The 19,016-nt window shown below is 71.8% G+C and carries 12 protein-coding genes and 2 tRNA genes; 4 read left to right on the forward strand and 10 right to left on the reverse strand.

All coding sequences use genetic code 11. The annotated features are described in order from the left end of the window. The first annotated feature begins 117 nt into the window (after positions 1 to 117). Complete coding sequence (locus C6W10_RS34645; protein WP_199853800.1) at positions 118 to 2,136, forward strand: LVIVD repeat-containing protein; 2,019 nt, start codon at positions 118 to 120, stop codon at positions 2,134 to 2,136. Positions 2,137 to 2,349: 213 nt separating this feature from the next. On the opposite strand, the gene C6W10_RS34650 is transcribed toward C6W10_RS34645, so the two are convergent. Then, complete coding sequence (locus tag C6W10_RS34650; protein ID WP_107263217.1) at positions 2,350 to 3,033, reverse strand: DUF305 domain-containing protein; 684 nt, start codon at positions 3,031 to 3,033, stop codon at positions 2,350 to 2,352. Positions 3,034 to 3,377: 344 nt separating this feature from the next. Between C6W10_RS34650 and C6W10_RS39565 the strand changes: the two genes are divergently transcribed. From C6W10_RS39565 to C6W10_RS34665, 3 genes are all read left to right on the forward strand, one after another. Beyond that, on the forward strand, positions 3,378 to 4,898 hold the full coding sequence (locus C6W10_RS39565) for an LPXTG cell wall anchor domain-containing protein (protein ID WP_107263218.1): 1,521 nt from the start codon (positions 3,378 to 3,380) through the stop codon (positions 4,896 to 4,898). A 112-nt stretch (positions 4,899 to 5,010) separates the two neighbouring features. Beyond that, positions 5,011 to 5,571, forward strand: a complete 561-nt coding sequence (locus C6W10_RS34660) for a hypothetical protein (RefSeq protein WP_159104874.1) — start codon at positions 5,011 to 5,013, stop codon at positions 5,569 to 5,571. A gap of 195 nt (positions 5,572 to 5,766) precedes the next feature. Next, positions 5,767 to 6,345, forward strand: coding sequence for a hypothetical protein (locus tag C6W10_RS34665; RefSeq protein ID WP_107263220.1), 579 nt, complete (start codon positions 5,767 to 5,769; stop codon positions 6,343 to 6,345). Positions 6,346 to 6,411: 66 nt separating this feature from the next. On the opposite strand, the gene C6W10_RS34670 is transcribed toward C6W10_RS34665, so the two are convergent. The 9 genes from C6W10_RS34670 to C6W10_RS34710 all read right to left on the reverse strand — a co-directional run bounded on the left by C6W10_RS34670 (position 6,412) and on the right by C6W10_RS34710 (position 18,755). Continuing rightward, positions 6,412 to 7,137, reverse strand: coding sequence for a peptidylprolyl isomerase (locus tag C6W10_RS34670; RefSeq protein WP_107263221.1), 726 nt, complete (start codon positions 7,135 to 7,137; stop codon positions 6,412 to 6,414). 141 nt (positions 7,138 to 7,278) lie between these two features. Continuing rightward, positions 7,279 to 7,352 (reverse strand) — tRNA-Ile (locus C6W10_RS34675). Between the two features lie 214 nt (positions 7,353 to 7,566). Further along, positions 7,567 to 8,907, reverse strand: a complete 1,341-nt coding sequence (locus C6W10_RS34680) for an FAD-dependent oxidoreductase (RefSeq protein ID WP_107264524.1) — start codon at positions 8,905 to 8,907, stop codon at positions 7,567 to 7,569. 14 nt (positions 8,908 to 8,921) lie between these two features. Next, positions 8,922 to 11,117 carry an MMPL family transporter gene (locus C6W10_RS34685; protein ID WP_107263222.1) on the reverse strand — a complete coding sequence of 732 codons (2,196 nt, stop codon included), beginning with the start codon at positions 11,115 to 11,117 and terminating at the stop codon, positions 8,922 to 8,924. A 176-nt stretch (positions 11,118 to 11,293) separates the two neighbouring features. After that, positions 11,294 to 11,366: transfer RNA gene (locus C6W10_RS34690), tRNA-Asn, on the reverse strand. Positions 11,367 to 11,771: 405 nt separating this feature from the next. Beyond that, on the reverse strand, positions 11,772 to 12,122 hold the full coding sequence (locus tag C6W10_RS38160) for a hypothetical protein (RefSeq protein WP_199853801.1): 351 nt from the start codon (positions 12,120 to 12,122) through the stop codon (positions 11,772 to 11,774). Between the two features lie 131 nt (positions 12,123 to 12,253). After that, the gene (locus C6W10_RS34700; protein ID WP_101367472.1) at positions 12,254 to 13,261 is read right to left on the reverse strand and encodes a sugar phosphate isomerase/epimerase; all 1,008 of its coding nucleotides are present in this window, start codon (positions 13,259 to 13,261) and stop codon (positions 12,254 to 12,256) included. Positions 13,262 to 13,641: 380 nt separating this feature from the next. Beyond that, entirely contained in the window at positions 13,642 to 15,792 is a 2,151-nt protein-coding gene (locus C6W10_RS34705) for a ThuA domain-containing protein (RefSeq protein WP_107263223.1), read from the reverse strand. 71 nt (positions 15,793 to 15,863) lie between these two features. Then, positions 15,864 to 18,755, reverse strand: a complete 2,892-nt coding sequence (locus C6W10_RS34710; protein ID WP_107263224.1) for a PQQ-dependent sugar dehydrogenase — start codon at positions 18,753 to 18,755, stop codon at positions 15,864 to 15,866. Positions 18,756 to 19,016: the final 261 nt, after the last annotated feature.

Raw genomic sequence — 19,016 nt, forward strand, 5'->3', positions numbered from 1 at the left:
CGAATATTTCCATGATCTTTTCGGGGCCAAACGCGGTACGGTCCTTACTACCGCGGCGTGCACGCGCCCCGACGCACGTCGCCACCACCTGGGGCATCGTGCACGGAGGACATACGCATGACCTATCGGTCGGAACGCACACCAGGCAGGAGACGCCGGATCGTCGGCGTGGCGGCGGCAGCCGTACTCCTCGTCTCCCTGCTGCCGGGAACGGCGTCGGGCCAGGAACCCGCGCCGGACCCACGGATCGGCCTCGGCGCCGGATGGCTGGACGCGCAGAGCGCGAGCAGCAACCTCGAACTGCTGGCCCACCTCGACAAGCCGGCGGGCTTCGTCAACCCGGCCAACCCGGGTGACTTCGGCTACGCCGGATCGGATCTCGCCTTCGGCGGCGACCACGCCTTCATCGGCAACTTCAACGGCTTCAACATCTACGACATCTCCCGGCCGACCAACCCGGCACTGGTCACCAGTGTGGTGTGCCCGGGTGGACAGGGCGACCTCAGCGTCCACGGCGATCTGCTCTTCATGTCGGTCGAGGAGACCCGGGGCCGGCTCGACTGCGGTACAAACCCGGCGGCCGGCACCCGTTTCCAGGGCGTACGCGTCTTCGACATCAGCGACGTGGCGAACCCGGTGCAGGTCGCGGCGGTGCAGACCTGTCGCGGCTCGCACACGCACACCCTGGTGACCGACCCGGACGACAGCGCGAACGTCTACGTGTACGTCTCCGGCACCGCCGGTGTCCGCCCGGCGAGCACGATGGCCGGCTGCAACAACACCCCGGCGGCCGGCGACGACCCGGCTCGCTGGCGGATCGACGTCATCAAGGTCCCGGTGGCCGCCCCCGAGCAGGCCGCGATCGTCAGCGGTCCCCGGCTCTTCGCGAACCCGCAGACCGGCGCGGTCGACGGGTTGCAGAACACCCCGCCGGCCCCGACCCACCCGTCGGGCAGCGGCTGGAGCCCGTCGCCGGTCACCGACGCCTGCCACGACATCACCGCCTATCCGGAACTCGGCCTGGCGGCGGGCGCCTGTGAGGGCAACGGAATCCTGATCGACATCTCCGACCCGGTCAACCCGGTACGGATCGACGAGGTCTCCGACCCGAACTTCGCGTACTGGCACTCTGCGACGCTCAGCAACGACGGCAAGAAGGTCATCTTCACCGACGAGTGGGGCGGCGGTACCGGTGCCCGGTGCCGGACGACGGACCAGCCGCAGTGGGGCGCCAACGCGATCTTCGACATCGTGGACCGGAAGATGCGGTTCGCCAGCTACTACAAGCTGCCGGTACCGCAGACGCTCCAGGAGAACTGCGTCGCGCACAACGGCTCGCTGATCCCGGTGCCGGGGCGGGACATCCTGGCCCAGGCGTGGTACCAGGGCGGCATCTCGCTGCTCGACTTCACCGACTCGGCCAACCCGCGCGAGATCGGGTACTTCGACCGAGGACCGATCAGCCCCACCAGCATCATGCTCGGCGGCTTCTGGTCGGCGTACTGGTACAACGGTCAGGTCTACGGCAGTGAGATCGCCCGCGGCTTCGACGTCTTCGGCCTCAAGCCCAGCAAGGACCTGAGCGCGGCCGAGATCGCCGCCGCCCGCGAGGTGCGGCTGCCGGAGTTCAACGCGCAGCACCAGACCAGGACCACCTGGACGCCGAGCTTCGCGACGGCCCGGGCCCGCTTCGACCAGTTGGCCCGGACCTGCACCTCGACCGTCAGCAAGCGACACAACGGACCGCTGACGGTCACCGGCGTCACCTGCCTGACCGGGGCGACCGTCTCCGGCCCGGTCACGGTCCGCCCGGGTGCCTCGCTGCTCGCGCTCGACTCGTCGATCTCCGGACCGGTGTCGGCGTCGAACGCGGCCGCCGTGCATCTCTACCGGAGCACGGTGCGCGGGCCGGTGAGCATCACCGGTACGAAGGGCAGCACCGCCATCGTGGAGACGGAGATCTCCGGGCCGGCGGTACTCACCTCGAACCGGACCGGGACGGTCGAGCCGATCGTCGCGGACAGCACCGTACGTGGCCCGCTGAGCTGCACCGGCAACTCACCGGCGCCGATCAACCTCGGTGCGGCCAACACGGTCCGGGGACCGGTCGCCGGCCAGTGCGCCAGTCTTGACTGACCCACGGTAGGCACCGCCGCCAGGGGCGTGTCCGGTCGGAGTTCCGGCCGGGCACGCCCTCGGCGCGTTTCGGGGGCAGTGCCGGGTTCTGCGGCTCTCCCCCGTACCCGGATCCTCCGGCCCGTGGCCCGGACCCGCCGGCCCGGCGTCGGACCGGCGCCGGTCCGGCCGGCCGGTCCGTCGTCGCCGGCCGGTCCGTCGTCGCCGGTGGTCTCAGCCGGAGAGCTTGGCCAGCAGCTCCCGCAGGCTCCTGATCTCGATCGCCTGGTCGGCGTTGACCTCGCGGGCGAAGCGGTCGGTCGCCGGCTCCAGCCCACCGCCGGCCGCGTAGAGCTGCTGCACCATCGTCAACGCCCCGTTGTGGTGGCGAATCATGAAGTCGAGGAAGAGCCGGTCGAACTCCCGACCCCGGGCCTGCCGCAACTGGCCGAGCTGCTCCGGGGTGAGCATGCCCGGCATCAGCGCCTCGTGCCCGGCGTGGTGGGTGTGCGGGCCGGGCACCTCGGCGCCGCGTTCGGTCAGCCAGCGCTCCATCTGCGCGGTCTCGTCCCGCTGCGAGGTCTGGATCCGGCCGGCGAGCAGCGACACCTCGGGGTTCTCGGCGCGGTCGGCGACCAGTGCGGTCATCTCCAGGGCCTGCGCGTGGTGCGCGATCATCCGTTGCATGAACTGGACGTCGGCCTCGGTGTGTGCCGGCGGCGGCGGCAACTTGGACTGCTCAGCCGGCGAGAGGGCACGGCCGGCCTGACCCGGCGCTCCGGGTTGGACCACCCGGGTGGTGGCGGCCGGCTCGGTGGGCCGGTCCTCGGTGAACCGGAGCACGGCGAACAGCCCCGCGCCGAGGGCGAGCAGGGCGGCCGGCACGGCGATCAGGATTCGGCGACGGGTCGAGAACACTATTTGATCACCGTAGCCGAACTCGCGCCCGGCGGCGAGACCAGGCCGGACGGGCCCGGCCGACCGAACGGCGGCTGCTGACCGGTCGACCCGGTCGAGGCGGCTGGACCATAAGTTTCCATTATCTCTGGTTCAAGAAACCCGCATTTCCGCCCGCCGCGTTTGGCCAGGCGACGGCGCGGTCCCTACGGTGTGCGTGCGGCGTAAGGACGGCCCACGCGGCACCGACCTCGACCTACGGGCGTTGTCGGGTCGCCAGCGATCGGAAGACGGTCGTCCTGCACGGCAGCCGGAACCCCCACCGGTCCGAGCCGCAGCGCATGATTTCGGGAGGTTTCATACACATGCGACGGTCGCACCGCGGTCGCGCCTCCACCGGTTCGGGCCAGCGCCGCCGCCTCCTCGCCGTGGCCGCCGCTCTCGCCGTGTTCGGTGGCCTGGTCGGTGTCACACAGATCTCCAACGCGGAGACCCGGCAAGCGGCCCCCGGCTGCGAGCCCGGTTCGCCGCCGCCGGCTGCCGGCGGATCCGAGAGTCCCGGCGCCGGCGCGTCCGAGACTCCCGGCGCCGGCGGGAACGACGCGACCGGCGAGGCGTCGCCACCGGCGTCCGCCGAGAAGTGTCCGGCGTCGACCGCCCCGGCCACGCCGTCGGGTACTCCCGGCGGGGCCGCTCCGGGCGGCGGCGGCCTGAACGCCCTCGGCGACGACTGCGAGGCGAGCGACCTTCCCGCGCACACCGGCTTCCAGGACGGCGGCCGCTGCGTGGCGACCGCCTTCGGCGAGGTGGGTAGCGCGGAGCAGAACCCGACCCTGCTGATCACCCAGGCGCCCCGGACGGTACGCGCGGGACAGCCGTTCCGGCTCGTGGTGAGCACCCGCAACCTCGTCCGGGACCGGTTCCTGCCGGCCGGGCGGGGTGGCTACTACCTGGAATCCTCGCTGCTCACCGAGGAGGGTCTGGTCCGGGGGCACTTCCACACCGCCTGCCGGATGCTCACCAGCACGAGCGAGGCGGTCGACCCGGCCCCGGTGCCGGCGTTCTTCGTCGCCACGGAGGACGGCAAGGGCGGCGACGAACCGGACTCGGTGATCATCGAGGTGCCGGGCCTGCCCACCGCCGGCCTGGCCCAGTGCTCGTCGTGGGCCGGTGACGGTTCGCACCGGATTCCGATGATGGTGCGTGCCAACCAGATCCCCGCGCTCGACTCGGTCCGCATCCTGGTGCGACCGCCGGCCGAAGAGCCGCCCGCCGAAGAGCCGCCCGCCGAGGAACCGCCGGCCGAGGAACCGCCCGCCGAGGAACCCGGTAACGAGGAGCCACCGGCGGAGGAGCCCGGCGGGGAGCAGCCACCGGCCGACGACCCCGGCAACGAGGGACCGGCCGGCGGCAACCCGGGCGGGGAGCAGCCGCCGGCCGACAACCCCGGCAACGAGCAGCCGCCCGCCGAACAGCCCGGCAACGAGGAGCCGCCCGCCGACAACCCCGGTGGTCAGCAGCCACCGGCCGGGCAGCCCGGCGGCGACGCCCCCGAGCAGGAGCCGGACCGGCCGGAGCAGCCGGACAACGGGCAGGAACCGGCCGGACAGAAGCCGGCCCCGCAGAAGCCGGCAGCCGGCGCGGCCCGGCCGACCACTCCGGCCACCGAGTCGGCGGCCGAGGAGTCGCCGGCCGGCGGGGCGAACGCCGCCCAGGCCCCACCGCCCGCCCAGGACAACGCCGAGAAGGCGGCGTCCGGCGGTGGCGGCGGTCTGGCACTCACCGGTACGAACACGATCGCCTTCATCGGGGTCGGCGTCGCGTTGCTGATCGCCGGCATGGCGTTCCTCTACCTGAGCCGCCGACGTCGGACGGTACGACGCTGACCCTGGTCAGCGGCACGGTACGAGTCGACAGGGCAGGTGCGGTCCCGACGGGGCCGCACCTGCCCTCGTCCGTACAGGGTTGTGGCTGGTGGCCTGCGGGTAGGTGTCGAGCGTGGACGTACCGGGATGGTGGAGTGTCTGCTCCGGTGCCGGCGGCCTGATCCTCGCCGGCTACGGACTCTGGATACTGCGCACCGGTCGTCCGCCCGCGCCGACGCGGATGTCGTGGAGGCGGCCGCGCGACGCCGGGATGTGGTACCTCTGCGTCGGCCTCTTCCTCGTGTTGCTGGCGGTGGGATACCTCGGCCGACTCACCGGGACGTTCGGTCCAGCGCCGGGTTGGGCGCTGATGGCCCTGGCGTTCGGGCTCTTCGCGCTCGGCCTGATCAGGTACGCCCCGCAGGACGTCAGGCGTGGCGGCGCGGCTTCAGCGGGTGACGACGGTAACGAGGAGGCAGGCATGCCGGTTGGTCGAACGGCCATGCAGGTCCGCGGGGTGCTGCTGGTCGTCGTCTCGGCGCTGGTGGCCGTGGGGTCGATCCTGCTGATCCTGAGCGCCGACGGGAACATCGCCGCCTATGTCGTCGGCGGTGCGCTTCTGCTGCTGACGTTGTTCATCATCGTCAGCGCGCTGCTGCGTTGGAAGCAGGCGACGAACCCAGAGGCTCGATAGGCAGCCGTGCGTGGGAGGGGTGACCGGGCTGGCGGTCCACGGCGCTCCACTCGCCCGCTTGCGCCGATACGCGACCATCCGGCTGTGGCTGACGGAGACGCGACACCACCAACGGAGCCGACGTCGGACGAGTCGGCTGCCCCCGAACGGCAGAGGTCGAGCGAGGCCGGGGGCTTCTTCACCAGGCACCAAGGGATGATCAACCTGGTGATGGTCGTCGTCACGACCATCGTCACGAGTTGGGGTTTCTACTATGCCCGCAAGGCTTACCTGACGGCGGAGAGGCAGGAGCAGTACCGGGATCCCTCCAGCGTCGCGATCTGGACCGTGCCGAAGGGAAGCGCCCTCAACCCGTACGACGGAGACGCGATCCAGATCCAGAACATGTCGACCGCCGTGGCGGACTCGGTGTATCTCCTGAACTGGACGAATCAACGCCAGCTGAAGTGGGTGGTGAAGGACGGCCGGGCCACCGTCGACTCGTACGGCGGGTGGGACCTCGCCGACATCGGCCCCTGTACCAGCGTCATGATGCAGCACCCTGACCCGGAGAACGACGCGATCGGGCTGCTCTTCGTCCAGCAGGGCCGCACCTGGCTGGTCGTCGTCGGCCAGCCGCCGCAGCCCCTCGGCGACCGGGGATACGTGGTGAACAACAAGATGACGTCCGTGAGCTTTCCGGTCACCATCACCTTCTGGAACGGAAGCGGCGTTGCCCCCACCCCCTCGCCTACCCCGCCCATCGAGGGCCACTGGCGCGATTCCGCCTGCTGAAGCAGCCCCGATGGCGGGATCCGGCCCGGAACGTCATCCAGATAGACGGATCTTGCCTCGTGGATGCTAGATCGCCAGGCAGATCTCCGTGCGCAGGGCCGGGGCGCCGTCGACCGGGGCCGGGTCCTCGGCCGTCGGCGCCACGCCGCCCGCGGCGACCCGGTCCAGGGTACGCAGCCCGAGCGGCCGGACACTGCCGAAGATCGTGTAGTTCGGGCGCAGCGCCGAGTCGGCAAAGACCAGGAAGAACTGGCTGCCGTTGGTGTCCGGACCGGCGTTGGCCATCGCCAGCACCCCACGGGCGTAGACCTTCCGCTCGCCGGTCGGGTCGGTGGGCGCGGGCGGCAGGTCCGTCGGCAGTTCGTCCCTGTACCGGTACCCGGGGCCGCCCGAGCCCGTGCCCGACGGGTCGCCGCACTGCAACACCTTCAGCGTCGGGTAGGTGGTGAGCCGGTGGCAGATGGTCCGGTTGTAGAACCTGTGCCGTACCAGGTGCAGGAAGCTCTGCACGGTGCATGGCGCCTGCGCGCGGTCGAGGGTCAGCGGAATGAGGCCGAGGTTGGTGATCAGGGCGGTCGTCACCGTGCCCCGGTCGGGCGTGTGCCGGGGATCGCGCGGCAGCGGCACCGGTCGTGCCGCCGGTTCGTCCGGAGTCTCGGTGTACTGGCAGGGCCCCTTCGTCACCTCCGGCGAAGCGGCGGCGGCATGTGCCGGAGCGGCGCCAGCGCCGAGCAGCAGGCCGGCAGTGAGCACCGTGACAGCGATCCGGTGTGGCACCACGTTGTCCTCCATCGACCGGTAGGAGTCTTCCCCACACGGTCTAACGGACATCGATGTACTCGTCAAGCCTGCCACGGCCTGCTCACGCCCGGCCCTCGGCGATTCCCTGGATACGTACCCCTGCGTCTCGGACCGCGTTCGGTCCGCAGTTTGTGGGGCGGGCGGGACTCGAACCCGCGACCGAGGGATTATGAGTCCCCTGCTCTAACCTGCTGAGCTACCGCCCCGCAACGGGCGCCGGGATAGTAACCCGGCACGGCGTCGACCGGCCACCGACATGCGGCGCCCACCAGTGAAGATCGAGTCAGCCCTCTCCGGCCCACCGGATCGCTCGCCGGTTCGGCACCGCCCCGACGGTTCCGGCACGGCGAGGATACCAATCGGGATCGACATCGCGGCGACGCCGAGCGGGCGGCCGGGTCCGCGCCCGGCAGGGGGAGGTCAACCGCGCAGGTACCCGTTGATGGCGCCGGCCGCCCGCCAGCCGCTGGCCAGGGCACCCTGCACGGAGGGACTTGCCCGGTGGTCCCCGGCCACGAAGATCCCCTCCCCCAACGCCACCGGCTTGCGCAGCCGCCCCTGCGGTGCCGGCGCGGCCGGCAGCGCCTCCGGCACCGGGACGGTGGTCAGGTGCTCCCAGTCGTCGACCGGGCGGCCGTAGAGCCGGGCCAGCTCGGCCCGGACCACCGGCTCGGGCGGCACCATCGGCCCGGCCACCGAGGTCGCCACCAGGTGCCGCCCGGCCGGGGCGTACGTCGGCGCGGCGTGGCTGACCACCACCGTGTTGGCGACCAGTTCCCGCCGGTCCCCGTCGAGCAGCAGGATCGGCTCGGCCAGCGGCGGCTCGGCCGTCGAGTGGTAGTAGGTGGTCAGGCTCTGCATGCGGATCCGGCGCAGCGGCGGCAGCAGGGCGGTCGCGGTGCCCGGGTCGGTGGCGACGAGTACGGCCCGGCAGCGGACCGCCCCGGCCGAGGTGCGGACCAGTCCGGGCCGCAGCGACGTGGCGGAGACGCCGAGCGCGATCAGCGACTCCGGCAGCGGGGTGGCGACCGCCTCGGGCAGTGCCGCGATCCCGCCGGCCGGCAGCCCGATCCGGCCCCGGGCGAACGACCGGACGATCATCGCGAAGACGTGGCTGGAAGTGTGCAGCTCCCGCTCGCCGAAGACTCCGGAGAGGAACGGCCGGAGGAGTTCCTCGACGATCCGGTCGGAGAGTCCGGCCCGGCGCAGCGCTGTCTCGGTGCTGGACTCCGGGGCCGCGAGCAGCCGGTCCACCGGAAGGCTCGCACAGCGGGCCGCCAGCGCCGCCAGCCGGAGTCGGTCCGTGGCCCGTCCGACGCTACTGATCCGGCGTACGTCCGCGAGCCGCCCGCCGACGACCCGGTCGACATCGTGGCCCGCCGGTACGTTTCCGAGCCGCCCGAGCCCGGCCGCGTCGGCGAGGCCGGTCAGCACCGTACGGGCCGCGCCGAACGGGTCCCGCAGCGGGTGGACCATCCGGTGCAGGGTCTCGCCCCGGCGCACCAGTACGCCCTGGGTGAAGTAGCCGAGTCCCAGCGAGGTCAGGTCCACCAGCGCCGAGAGCCGCGGGTACCCGGTGTTCACCACCTGGAAGCCGCGATCGATCAGGTAGCCGTCCACCGCCTCCGTGCCGACCCGGCCGCCGAGCCGCTCGGCGGCCTCGACCAGCAGCCACGGCGTACCGGCGCGGTGCAGTCGACGGGCGGCGGCGAGCCCGGCCAATCCGCCACCGACGATCACCACGTCGGTCTGTGCCGGCAGTTCGGTCACGCCGCTCACCGCGACTCCGGCTGGGTCTCCGGATGGGTCTCCGGATGGCCACGGATCCGGGACAGCTTGGACGGCCACCAGACCGCCGGCCCGATGTCGTAGGTGAGCGCCGGCACCAGCAGCGAGCGTACGACGATGGTGTCCAGCAGGACGCCGAGCGCGACCGCCAACCCCAGCTCGATCAGGATCACCAGTGGCAGTACCGCCAGTGCCGAGAAGGTCGCCGCCAGCACGAACCCGGCCGAGGTGATCACTCCGCCGGTCACCACCAGCCCGCGCAGCACCCCGGACCGGGTGCCCCGGTGCACCGACTCCTCCCGGACCCGGCTCATCAGGAAGATGTTGTAGTCGATGCCGAGCGCGACCAGGAAGACGAACGCGAAGAGCGGAAACGACGCGTCGACGCCGGGGAAGCCGAAGGCGTACCGGAAGAGGAACGCGCAGAGCCCGAGGGTGGCCAGGAACGACAGCACCACGGTGAGGATCAGCAGGATCGGCGCGAGCAGGGCCCGGAGCAGCAGGGCCAGGATCACCGCGATCACCCCGAGTACCGAGGGGATGATCACGTTCCGGTCCCGGGTGTTGGCGTCGGCGGTGTCCACGCCGATCGCGGCGGAGCCGCCGACCACCGCGTCCGCGTCCGGCACCCCGTGTACGGCGACGCGCAGCTCGCGTACCGTCTGCTCCGCCTCGGCGCTGTCGGCCGGCGCCGTCAGGGTGGCCTGGAGCTGGACGCGGCCGTCCACCACCTTCGGCGGCCCACCGGAGGCACCCGGCCCACCGGAGGGACCCGGCCCGGCGGGGGCACCCGGGGCGCCCGGGGCGGCTTCCGAACCGGTCGCGTTCGGGTCGCCGGCCGGGACGGCTCGGACCTCGGCCACCCCCGGTACGGTGCGGGCCGCCGCCGCCACCCGGTCGGCCGCGCCGGCCAGCGGGAAGATGGTCACCGGACTGCCCAACCCACCCGGGTAGTGCCGGTCGATCACCTCCTGGGCGAGGACCGAGTCGGTCTTGTTGGTGAACAGTTCGGACTGGCTGAGCCGGGTGGCCCCGAGCTGGGTCAGGCCGAAGCCGAGCGCGATCAGGGCCAGGGTGGTCACCACCCAGACGAGCCGGGACCGGCGGGCGACGAAGTGCGCGACCGGTTTCCACAGCCGGCCGACGGTCGCGGCGTGCGCGACGTACGGCGACCGGGGCCAGAACGCCCACCGCCCGCCGAGCAGCAGCAGCGCGGGCAGGAAGGTCAGCATCACCACCAGGGTGGCGCCGATGCCGACCGCCGCGACCGGTCCCATGGCCTGGTTGGAGCTGAGGCTGGAGAGCAGCAGGCAGAGCAGCCCGGCGATGACGGTGCCGCCGGAGGCGAAGATGGCCGGTGCGGCGCCCCGCCAGGCGGCGAGGATCGCGGTGGCGGTGTCGTGGTGCCGGCACAGCTCCTCGCGGTAGCGGGCGATCAGCAGCAGGGCGTAGTCGGTGCCGGCCCCGAAGACCAGCACGGTGAGGATGCCCTGGGCCTGGCCGTTCAGCGTGATCACGTCGTTCTTGGCCAGGAAGTAGACCGCCAGGGCGGCGAGCGCGTACGACAGGCCGGCGGCGATCAGCGGGACGATCCAGAGCACCGGGCTGCGGTAGACCACCAGCAGGATGACGAACACCACCCCGAGGGTGACCAGCAGCAGCGGCCCGTCGATCGAGGAGAAGACCTCGATCAGGTCGCCGAGCATTCCGGCCGGGCCACCGACCACGACGACCTGGCCGGCATCGGCGCCGTGCCCGGCGATCCGGCGCAGTTCGCCGACCACCTCGCGGGTCCGGTCGTCCTCGGCGTTGTCGATCGGCACGATCACCTGGAGCGCCTTGCCGTCCGTGCTCGGTATCGGCGGCGGCAGTGGCGCCACCACCCCCGGCACGGCGGCGAACCTGGCCAGGTCGGCGCCGACCCGCTGCCGGTCGGCCTCGGTGACACCACTGTCCCGGGCGTAGACCACCAGCGCCGGAATGGTCGGCCGCTCGACGAATCCGGCGGCGAGCCGTTCGCCCCGGGTCGCCTCGGCGTCCTCGGGCAGGAACGCGGCGTTGTCGTTGGTGGCGACCTCGCTGAGCCTGCCCGGGTACGGCGTCGACAGCGCACCCACCGCCAGCCAGCCGACCGCGAGCAGGGCGGCGAGCAGCAGGGCGGCCCGGCGCCGCGATCCAGCCATTTCCCACCCATCCGTCCCGTGCCACGTCCGCGCCGCCCGGCCGCCGCACCGCCGGTCCGGGCGCGGTGCGTCACGAGGAGCGACCGCCACCGTGGGCCGGCGGGCGCCGGAGGCCGGACGGACCCCAGATATGACGATGCCCGTCGGCGGGGCCGACGGGCGGGATGTTGGGAAAGCTCCCCCGTTTGGACTCGAACCAAAAACCTGCCGGTTAACAGCCGGCTGCTCTGCCAATTGAGCTACGGGGGATCGCATTGGCCGGCACTGGATCTCTCCGGTGCCGTGCGACGGGACAAGAGTACAGGACGGGCGGGGGTGTCGGGCTACCGGGTTATCGCCGGAGGTGCGCCGGGCCAGTTATCTGGACAAAACGGCACGGGGGCCACAACCAGGCATGACATCGGTGGAGGATGGGTAGGGACCTGGGGACAGACGACGCAGGCGCGACACGGTCGCCCAACGGGAAGCCGGGGGCGCTGACCGCGTCAGAACATGGAGAGGAGCCGTCATGCGCGGAAAGCTGTGGTTCGTCGGCGGGCTGGCTGTGGGCTTCGTCCTGGGCGCCCGCGCGGGCCGGGAGAGGTACGAGGAGCTGGTTCTCAAGGGCCGGCAGGTTCTCGACCACCCGACGGTGCAGGAGGCGGCCGGGGTTGCTCAGGCCCAGGCTTCCCGGCTGTACACCGAGGGCAAGGACCGGCTCAGCAACACCAGGCTGGGCGAGAAGATCGCCCTGGGCAACGGCAGCTCGTCCGAGTCGGACACCGACGACAGCGGTCGCACGAACGCGACCGCCGGGTCGGGGAGCACGTCCGGGTCAGGCAGCACGTCGGGGTCGGGCAGCACGTCGGGGTCGGGCAAGGCGACCGGATCGAGCACGGCAGCAACCGGATCGGGTACGGCCTCCGGGTCGAGCACGACGTCCGGGTCGAGCACGAAGGCGGGAACGGGTACGAAGTCGTCGACGACCGCCCCCGCCTCCCGGGCGGCGACGGGAGCGAACGGCACCACCTTCTGAGCAGTGCACCACACCGCGTGACCGGCGCGGGGCCGACCCGGGATCGGGTCGGCCCCGCGCCGTTCGCCGTGCACGGAGCCTGGCTAGCCGCCGGCCGGTGCGGGCCGGCGACGCCGACGGGTCACTCCTTGCTGCTGAAGGCGGCGTCGAAGGCCGCGCTCGGGGCGTCGAAGGCGAGCCGGCGGACGAACTGCAACGCCTCGGGCGCCCCGACCAGCCGGTCCATCCCGGCGTCCTCCCACTCGATCGAGATCGGGCCGTCGTAGCCGATCGCGTTCAGCGCCCGGAACGAGTCCTCCCACGGCACGTCGCCGTGCCCGGTCGAGACGAAGTCCCAGCCCCGGCGCAGGTCCGCCCAGGGCAGGTGGGACGAGAGCCGGCCCCGCCGCCCGTCCCCGGTACGCACCTTCGCGTCCTTGCAGTCGACGTGGTAGATCCGGTCGGCGAAGTCGAAGATGAAGTTCACCGGGTCGAGTTCCTGCCAGACGAAGTGCGACGGGTCCCAGTTCAGCCCGAACGCCGGCCGGTGCCCGATCGCCTCCAGGGTCCGCCGGGTCGTCCAGTAGTCGTACGCGATCTCGCTCGGGTGCACCTCGTGCGCGAACCGCACCCCCACCTCGTCGAAGACGTCGAGGATCGGATTCCACCGGTCGGCGAAGTCCTGGTAGCCCTTCTCGATCATCGACGGCGGGACCGGCGGGAACATCGCCAGGGTGTGCCAGATCGACGAGCCGGTGAACCCGACGACGGTCTTGACGCCGAGCTTCGCCGCCGCCCGCGCGGTGTCCTTGATCTCCTCGGCGGCCCGCTGCCGGACCCCCTCCGGCTCCCCGTCGCCCCAGATCCGGGCCGGCAGGATGTCCTGGTGGCGCTCGTCGATCGGGTGGTCGCAGACGGCCTGCCCGACCAGGTGGTTGGAGATCGTCCAGACCTTGAGGTTGTACTTGGCCAGTGTCTGGCGCTTGCGGTCGACGTACGAGTCGTCGGCGAGCGCCTTGTCGACCTCGAAGTGATCACCCCAGCAGGCGATCTCCAGCCCGTCGTAGCCCCACTCCGAGGCGAGCCGGCACACCTCCTCGAACGGTAGGTCGGCCCACTGGCCGGTGAAGAGCGTGATGGGTCGCGCCATGGTCTTTCTCCCTGTTGGTCACGCGGGATTCGCGACTGCGCCGCAGGCGGCGCCGGTGGACCGGGGCGAGGGTGGCCGTCCGGAACGGTGGCGGGAACCTCCCCGGCGGTGTGGTCGGCACGTGCGCAGCCGCACCCGAGCCGGGCGGGTTGCGCCTCCCGCCTGGTCGCCGGCCATCACCGAGGATCGCCACGACCACTCTAGGCCGTGCCGCCCGGCGCAAGGAAGCCCCGCCTTCCGGATCCGCGGACCCGGAAGGCGGGGCGGAGACGTTCCGACCCTGTGCACTGTTCGCGGCCGATCCGTCTCCCTTGCCGGCGGGTGGCGGGGTCGCGCTGGGCGGGTGGTGGGGATGGCGCGCCGCCCGCCACCCGCTCAGCTCAGGGCAACGTCCACTTCTGGTTGGCGGCGCCGGCGACGCAGTCCCACAGGTGTACGTCCTGGCCGTCCGCCGAGCTGTTGTTCGACACGTCCAGGCACTTGCCCGAGCCGGGGTTGCGGAGCGTGCCGTCGGCCTGGGCGGCCCAGTTCTGCGCCCCGGTGGAGTTGCAGGTCCAGAGCTGGATCCTGGTGCCGTTCGCCGTACCCGAGCCGGAGATGTCGAGGCACTTGCCGAGCGCCCGCAGGGTCTGGCCGGTACGGGTCCAGGTCTGCCGGGCCGAGTTGGCGACGCAGGTGTTGATCTGTGCCTGCGTACCGTCGGCGGTGCCGCCACCGTCGATCTCCAGGCACTTGCCGGCCAGCCCGACCACCGGCCCGGTCCCGGAACCGCCGCCGCCGCTCGTCGAGCGCACCAGGGTGAACTCGTCGACGTCGTACAGTCCGGTGCCGGAACCGGCGACGGTGAGGTAGAGGTTCCCGGTGCCGGACGGCAGCCCGGTCAGCGCGGTACTCACCTCGGCGTAGCTCTCCCAGCCGCCGGTGTTCGAGATCGTCGCGGTGCCGTGCACCGGGCCGGTCTGCGAACCGGTCCGAACCTGGAGGGTGCCGCCGGCACCGCCGGAGACGACCCGGGCCCGCAGCGAGGTGACGCCGGTCAGGTTCTGCCCGTTGTAGGCCGCCCAGTCGCCCGGGTCCAGGTACCCGATCGTCGAACCGCCGTTGGCGCCGGCCTTGCCGACCACCTGGACCCCGCTCTGCGCGGTGAACGCCTCGGCCTGGACCGTGGTGTTCTGGCCCGGGTCCGGGCCGGGGCCGCCGCCGAGTTCCTTGATCCGGATGTTCCGGAACGAGACGTCGTCGCCGGTGCCGTGGTTCTGGATGCCGATGTGCCCGGCCAGCGACCGCACCGGGTTGGTGTTGGTGAAGTCGTTGATCAGCACACCGTTGAGGTAAATGCGCAGCCGCTCCCCCTCGACCAGCAGCTCGTAGCTGTTCCACTCGCCGGGCGGGTTGAGCGCGGCGTCCCGGGCCGCGATGTCGGCGGACTTGAAGGTGTAGACCGCCCCGGTGGTCCGGTCGGCCGCGTCGGTGGCGTCGATCTGGATCTCGTAGCCGTTGTCCACCGCCGACCAGGGGTCGGACGACGGCGGGAAGCCGATGAAGATCCCGGAGTTGTCGTCGCCGGCCATCCGCCAGTCCAGCTTCAGGGAGTACGAGCTGAACTGCTTGGCGCTGTACCAGTAGAGGCCCATGCCGCCGACCGAGGTGAGCGTGGCGTCGGCGTTGGTGAAGCTGCCCGGCCCGGCCTGGGACCAGCCGGTGGTGGAACCGTTGTAGAGGGTGCTGTAGCCGGACTCGGGCCGGCAGTCGGCCCTGCTGCGGCCGGCGGCGTACCGGATGCCGCCGAGCAGGTGTGCCCGGAACGCCGGCTCGGCGTACGACGCCTGGGTGTGCCCGCCGCCGGTGTAGAAGGAGCGGCCACCCTCGTACGACTTGCACCAGGCGTGCGGGTGGTCCGCCCCCATCCCGCCACCGGAGTACGACGACTCGTCCAGGGTCGCCAGCACCCGGGCGGTGGACCGGGCGTTGGTGCGGTAGTTGTACCACTCGTCGGTGCGGGTCCAGGTCTGCGGCAGGTGGGCCGTTGCCGCGTGGCCCCGGTCCACCGCCTTGACGTTGGCCTGCTGGATGGCCGGGTGCGAGGCGAAGTACGCCCCGACCAGGTTGCCGTAGAACGGCCAGTCGTACTCGGTGTCGGCGGCGGCGTGCACCCCGACGTACCCCCTGCCGCTGCGGATGTACGACTCGAAGGCGCTCTGCTGGCTGGCGTTGAGGGTGTCGCCGGTGGTGTTCAGGAAGACCACCACCTCGTACTGGCCGAGGTTGGCGGTGGTGAACGCGGCGGCGTCCTCGGTGGCGGTCACGGTGAAGTTGTTCGCCGCGCCGAGTTCGCGGATCGCCTGGGTGCCGGCGGCGATCGAGTCGTGCCGGAACCCGGCGGTCTTGGAGAAGACCAGCACGTCGTAGGGGGCGTCGGCGGCGCTGGCCGGGCCGGCCGGCACTGTGCAGGCCAGCACCGCGAGCGCGGTGGTGGCGATGGCGAGGCTGGGACGGATCGTCTTCCGGGTGCTGCTGCGGAACAGTCGCATCGTCGCTCTCCTGTCGAGGGCGGTGGGGAGGGGCGCCCGCCGGTGCCGGACGGGCGCCCGTCCGGGCTACGTCAGGGCAGGGTCCACTTCTGGTTGGCGGCGCCGGCTATGCAGTCCCAGAGGTGCACGTTCTGGCCGTCGGCGGAGCTGTTGTCGGAGACGTCCAGGCACTTGGCCGAGCCGGCGTTGCGCAGCGAGCCGTCGGCCTGCGGGGCCCAGTTCTGGGCGGCAGTGGAGTTGCAGGTCCAGAGCTGGATCTTGGTGCCGTTGGCGGTGCCGGCGCCGGAGACGTCCAGACACTTGCCGAGGGTACGCAGGGTCTGGCCGTTCCGGGTCCAGGTCTGGTGAGCCGATCCGGTGCAGCTCCAGATCTGCGCCTGGCTGCCGTCGGCGGTGCCGCCGCCCTCGATCTCCAGGCACTTTCCGGCCAGCCCGACGATCGGGCCGGTGCCGCCGCCCCCACCGGAGCTGCCGGTGTTGACGGTGAAGGCGTCCACGTCGTAGAGGGCGCCGGTGCCGGAGCCGGCGAAGGTCAGGTACATCGTGGTGGTGCCGGCCGGCGGGTTGCTGATCGTGCCGGTGACGGTGGTGAAGGTGTCCCAGCCGCCGGTGACCGGGACGGTGGCGCTGCCGAGTACGGCGCCGGTGGCCGAGCCGGCCCGGAGCTGGATGGTGCCGCCGGCCCCGGCCGACGAGACCCGGGCGCTGAACGAGGTCGCGTTCGCCAGCCGGTACGGCGTGAAGGCGATCCAGTCCCCGTTGTTGATGTCACCGACGGTCTGGCCGCCCTCGGCGGCGGTCTTGGCGAACTTGTTCACCCCGGACGAGGTCTCGTAGTGCTCGGCCTGCCGGCGCTTCGGGGTCAGCTCGTGCTGGCTGTGCGTGGTCAGCCCGCCCCGGTCGGTGTACTCCGCGTCGAAGATCGGGAAGATGTTCGCCGCGTCGTCGTGCTCGCCGTCGACCGGGATGGTGATGGTGCCGGAGCAGCCGGTGGCCGTGGTGATCAGGTGGCCGTGGCTGTCGTGCCCGAGGACGTAGTTCATCTTGACCCGGGAGCAGTCGATCGTGCCGTCCTCCGGGTCGCTGACGGTGATCGAGAACGGTACCGCGTCCCCGAAGGCGACGAGCTGCCCGGCGGCCGGGGCGGTGATGGTCACCGTCGGCGCGGTGTTGCCGACCCCGATGGTGACGCTGGCGGTGCCGGTGGCGCCGGCCGGATCGCGTACGGTCAGTGTCGCCGTGTACGTGCCGTTCGCGCTGTACGTCTTCGTCGGGTTCGCCGCCGTCGAGGTGCTGCCGTCGCCGAACGCCCAGGAGTAGCTCAGCGCCCCGCCCTCGGGGTCGGACGAGCCGGCCGAGGAGAAGTTGACGGTCAGCGGGGCGACCCCGGAGGTCGGGTTGCCGCTGGCCACCGCGATCGGGGCCCGGTTGCCGCCGCCGACGTAGTCGAAGCGGTAGAGCGCCGAGTTGGCGTCCCCGTTGAAGTAGCCGGTGCCGTAGTCGAGCACGTAGTACGAGCCGTCCGGCCCGAACGCCGAGTCCATCACCTGCTTGCCGACCCAGGGGAAGGTGTCGATGGTGCCGGGCGAGCCGTCGGTGTTGAGGTGGATCGGCTTGATCCAGCCCCGGCCGAACTCGGTGGCGAAGAACTGGCCGTCGAAGGACTGCGGGAACTTGGTGGCCGACGGGTTCGACGCGTTGTACCGGTAGACCGGGCCGGCCATCGGCGACTCCGAGCCGCCGCCGAAGGCTGGCGGGGTGCCGGCGTCACCGGCGTACCGGATCCAGGCCGGGCGGGCGGCCGGCAGGGTGGACTGGCCGGTGTTCCGGAACGAGTTGTTGGTCGGCCCGCCGGTGCAGTTGTACTTCGCCCCGCTCGGCCCGTCCGGGAAGGTCCACTCGTTGTACGTCTCGGTGCTGGTGTTCGTCCCGGTGCAGTACGGCCAGCCGTAGTTGCCGGGCGAGGTGACCCGGTTGAACTCGACCTGCCCGCTCGGGCCCCGGTTGGCGTTGGTGGAGCCGGCGTCCGGGCCGTAGTCGCCGACGTAGACGTGCCCGGTGGCCTTGTCGACGCTCATCCGGAACGGGTTGCGGAAGCCCATCGCGTAGATCTCGGGCCGGGTGTTCGCGGTGCCGGGCGCGAAGAGGTTCCCGCTCGGGATCGAGTACGTCCCGTTGGCGTTCACCCTGATCCGCAGGATCTTGCCCCGCAGGTCGTTGGTGTTGCCGGCCGAGCGCTGTGCGTCGTACGCCGGATAGCGGTTGGTCCGCTCGTCGATCGGCGCGTAGCCGGCGGACTCGAACGGGTTGGAGTCGTCCCCGGTGGAGAGATAGAGGTTGCCGGCGGCGTCGAAGTCGATGTCGCCGCCGACGTGGCAGCACATCCCCCGGTCGGCCGGCACGTCCAGCACCGTCACCTGGCTGCCCATGTTGAGGGTGAAGTCGGCGTTCAGGGTGAACCGGGAGAGCCGGTTGACCCCGGCGAAGGGCGCGAACTGCGCCGCCGTGCCGGTGGCCGGCGCGTCACCGGCCGGGGTGGAGAGCGGCGGGGCGTAATAGAGGTAGATCTGCCGGTTGGTGGCGAAGCCGGGGTCGACGCCGACGCCCTGCAACCCCTCCTCGTCGTGGGTGTAGACCGGCAGCGTGCCGAGCACCGCCGTGTTGCCGGCCGCGTCGGTGCGGCGCAGCGTGCCGTTGCGGGCGGTGTGCAGCACGGAGCGGTCCGGCAGCACCGCGATGGTCATCGGCTCGCCCACCTCGGCGACGCCCCGGGCCAGGGTCACCTGCTGGAAGTCGGCGGCGTTGATCGGGTGTGCCGCGGCGGGGGTGGCCGGGGCGATCACCGCCGGGAGCGTGGTGGCGGCCAGCAGCAGCGCCGCACCGGAGGCCCACCGCCGTCGTCTCGAAGGGGCTCGACCGGCCAGCGGCCGGCGGGGCGGATGTGGATGGTCGGTGGAAGACATGGTCGTGCACTCCCGTCCTGAACAGTTGCGTACAGGCAGGGCGCTCGCCGTCGCGCCAGATGCCGTCGGGGTGGATCTCCGCCCGGGGGCCGCCGTTCCCGCCAAGCCGCGACCGTGGACCGGCATGGGCACACCGGTACGTCGATCGCTGTCGTGGGCAAACCGCGCCGTCGGTTACCTCGACGTAACAACTCTGAGCTGTGCTCGACACAGTAATTTCCATGTGTTGATGTGTCCATACCTTCTGCCACGTCAACATGA

The organism is Plantactinospora sp. BB1, from assembly GCF_003030385.1.
In the GTDB taxonomy this organism is placed as follows: Bacteria; Actinomycetota; Actinomycetes; order Mycobacteriales; family Micromonosporaceae; genus Plantactinospora.

What these genes read in the sequence shown, in the direction of transcription:
- C6W10_RS34670 (WP_107263221.1), bottom strand. Translation starts at nt 7,137, where the DNA reads ATGGAGGACAACGTGGTGCCACACCGGATCGCTGTCACGGTGCTCACT.
- C6W10_RS34685 (WP_107263222.1), bottom strand. Translation starts at nt 11,117, where the DNA reads ATGGCTGGATCGCGGCGCCGGGCCGCCCTGCTGCTCGCCGCCCTGCTC.
- C6W10_RS34705 (WP_107263223.1), bottom strand. Translation starts at nt 15,792, where the DNA reads ATGCGACTGTTCCGCAGCAGCACCCGGAAGACGATCCGTCCCAGCCTC.
- C6W10_RS34645 (WP_199853800.1), top strand. Translation starts at nt 118, where the DNA reads ATGACCTATCGGTCGGAACGCACACCAGGCAGGAGACGCCGGATCGTC.
- C6W10_RS34710 (WP_107263224.1), bottom strand. Translation starts at nt 18,755, where the DNA reads ATGTCTTCCACCGACCATCCACATCCGCCCCGCCGGCCGCTGGCCGGT.
- C6W10_RS34700 (WP_101367472.1), bottom strand. Translation starts at nt 13,261, where the DNA reads ATGGCGCGACCCATCACGCTCTTCACCGGCCAGTGGGCCGACCTACCG.
- C6W10_RS39565 (WP_107263218.1), top strand. Translation starts at nt 3,378, where the DNA reads ATGCGACGGTCGCACCGCGGTCGCGCCTCCACCGGTTCGGGCCAGCGC.
- C6W10_RS34665 (WP_107263220.1), top strand. Translation starts at nt 5,767, where the DNA reads ATGATCAACCTGGTGATGGTCGTCGTCACGACCATCGTCACGAGTTGG.